This is a genomic window from Streptomyces sp. C (assembly GCF_000158895.1).
Lineage (GTDB): Bacteria > Actinomycetota > Actinomycetes > Streptomycetales > Streptomycetaceae > Streptomyces > Streptomyces racemochromogenes.
Map to the genome: position 1 here is coordinate 7190925 of NZ_GG657750.1, position 2463 is coordinate 7193387.

The following is a 2463-nucleotide window of genomic DNA, read 5'->3' on the forward strand; positions in this document are numbered from 1 at the left end:
CTGCTGGCCGCCGCCGCGCCCTTCCTGCGCGTCCACCTCGCCAGTCCGGTCGGCGAACTGCAACTGCCGCCGGGCACCGAGGCCCGGCGCTTCGCCGACCTGGTCACCGACCGGTTCCCCCAGCACCGGCCCGACGCCGTGGTGGTCGTGGCCCGCACCGACCCGGCCCGGCTCACGGCGTGGGCGGAGCGCTTCGCGGACGCCCCGCAGGTGCAACGGCTCGAACCCGCCACCGCGGCGGGGCCGGGGGTCGCCGTCGTCCGCCTCGTACCGGTGCCCGACGAGGACGCGGCCACCGCCACCCGCCTCGTGGAGCGACTCCGGGCCGAGCGGCCGGCGGACTTCCCCGTCCGGGTGACCGGACGGGCCGCGCTCGACGCCGACTTCAGGGCCGAGGTCGTCGAGCACGCGCCCCGCGCCGCCGCCCTGATCGCCCTGACCAGCTACGTCCTGCTGCTGGCGATGACCGGCTCGGTGCTCCTGCCGCTCAAGGCGATCGTGATGAACACCCTGTCCCCTCGGCGCCTCGTTCGGTGCACTCGTCCTGGTCTTCCAGGACGGCTGGTGCGCCGGGCCGCTGGGCGTCCACACCCTGGGCGGGCTGGGATAAAGGCTGCCGGTGGTCGTGTTCGCCCTGGCCTTCGGGCTGTCCATGGACTACGAGGTGTTCCTCCTCTCCCGCATCCAGGAGGCGTACCGCGCCGGAGCCGGCAACGACCTCGCCGTGGAAGCGGGCGTACAGCGCTCCGCCCGGATCATCAGCTCCTCGGCGCTGCTGATGTGCATCGTCTTCACGGGCTTCGCGACGGGGGAGGTGCTGGTGATGAAGCAGCTGGCGACCGCGCTCACCCTGGTCGTCGTGGTCGACGCCACCCTCGTGCGCTGCCTCCTCGTGCCCGCGACCATGACCCTCCTCGGCCGCGCCAACTGGTGGTGCCCCCGCCTGTTCCGCCGCCCGGGCCCAGCCCCGCGGGAGGCCGGTCCGCCGGCCGGCCGCCCCACGGAGGCCGCCGTCAGAACCAGTTGACGGTCAGCGGGAACGCGGCGGTGACGGTGGCGCCCGAGGCGTCGGTCGCGGTCGCGGTGACCTGGACCGTGCCGCTGCCCCACGGCTTCCCGCTGATCCGGCCGGTGCCCGCGTCGACGGCGAGCCCCCACGGCAGGCCGGTGGCCGCGTACCGGACCGGGGGCCTGCCGCCGGTGGCGGTGAGCTGGATGGTGCAGGACTGGTTGAACTTGCAGGTCTGCGGGCCCGGGTCGGCCAGCTTCAGGCCGCCCTGCGTGGGCGTGGGCGTGGGCGTCGGGGTCGGGGTCGGGGTGGGAGTGGGCGTCGGCGTCGGCGTCGGCGTCGGCGTCGGGGTGGTGGAGGCGGTGAACACCTCCGTGATCGGCTGGACGTTGGCGGCGTTGCCCGCGTGCGTGGCCGTGCCGAAGAGGTCCTCGAAGGTCCGCAGCAGATGGTGGTGGTTGAACGCCGTCGCGTACGTGCCCGTCTTCACGTTCGCCCCGTAGAAGACCGTCGCGATCTGGTTCGACCCCAGGTAGTTGTCCTCGTCCCAGGTCAGCACCAGCAGGCTGTTGTTGGCCTTCGCCCACTGCGCGTACGCGTCGATGTTGTTCTTCGTCCAGGTGTCGCCCGTGCCGACCGAGCACGAGTGCATGTCGTTGCACTGGTTGGGGACCACGAAGGACAGGTCCGGCAGCGCCGAGAAGTTGTTCTGCGGGAACTGCGCCCAGGTCTTCCCGGTGTTCAGCGGGACGTTCTTGAAGGCGAACCACGGGTTGTGCTTCTGCGCGTACTGGCCGTTCGTGCAGGCCGTGGAGCCCTCCGACGGCAGGTCCTCGTTGTACGTGGCGAAGGTCCGGCCGGCGGCGATCAGCTCCTGGCCGAGGTTCGCGGCCGTCATCGACTGCGGCGTGTAGCAGCCGTCCCCGGTGATGCCCTGCGTGGAGCCGGAGAAGAGGTTGAAGTAGTTCGGCTGGCTCGGGTGGGTCAGCGCCTTCATCCCGGTCAGGCTCGCGCCGCCGGCGGCCAGCTGGTTGATGTACGGGGCGTTGCCACTGCCGATGATCTCCCCGTACTGCTTGTTCTCGTACACGACGACCACCACGTGGTCGTACGACGGCAGCCCGGCGGCCGCCGCCGCCCGCGGCGCGGGACCGCCCTCGGCCGCCTGCGAGCTCGCGACCGTGAAGGCGCCGAGCAGGACGAGCGCGCTGGACGCGGCCAGCGCGGCCGCGGCGACGGGACGCCGGGATCTCGCCGGGCGAAGGGGCATGGGTGTCGGCACGGGTATCGGCACGGGTGTTCCTCCTCGATACGGGTCGGACCGGGGCCCGACGGGTCAGTGCTCGCGCCGGGCGGCCCCGGCCACGGAGATGTTCAGGAACCGCGGTACGGGACGCCCCCGGTCGCGGAAGTCCTCCGCGACCGCCGCCCACGCCGCCGCCACCCGGGCATCG

At 72.9% G+C, this 2463-nt stretch carries 3 protein-coding genes; 1 reads left to right on the plus strand and 2 read right to left on the minus strand.

Features of this window, described 5'->3' with window-relative positions:
• Window positions 1–654, minus strand: a 654-nt coding sequence (locus SSNG_RS42590; protein WP_206731352.1) for a hypothetical protein, incomplete at its 3' end; no start/stop codon positions are given.
• On the opposite strand from SSNG_RS42590, the gene SSNG_RS38305 reads away from it, so the two are divergent.
• Window positions 620–1027 (plus strand): MMPL family transporter, encoded by a 408-nt coding sequence (locus SSNG_RS38305; RefSeq protein WP_050779802.1) that lies wholly within the window; start codon window positions 620–622, stop codon window positions 1025–1027. The two genes, SSNG_RS42590 and SSNG_RS38305, sit on opposite strands and share 35 nt — an antisense overlap.
• Here SSNG_RS38305 and SSNG_RS32090 read toward each other — a convergent pair.
• Window positions 1014–2303: an alkaline phosphatase family protein gene (locus SSNG_RS32090; protein WP_347232487.1), complete on the minus strand. Its 1290-nt coding sequence runs from the start codon at window positions 2301–2303 to the stop codon at window positions 1014–1016. The genes SSNG_RS38305 and SSNG_RS32090 overlap by 14 nt on opposite strands.
• Window positions 2304–2463: the final 160 nt, after the last annotated feature.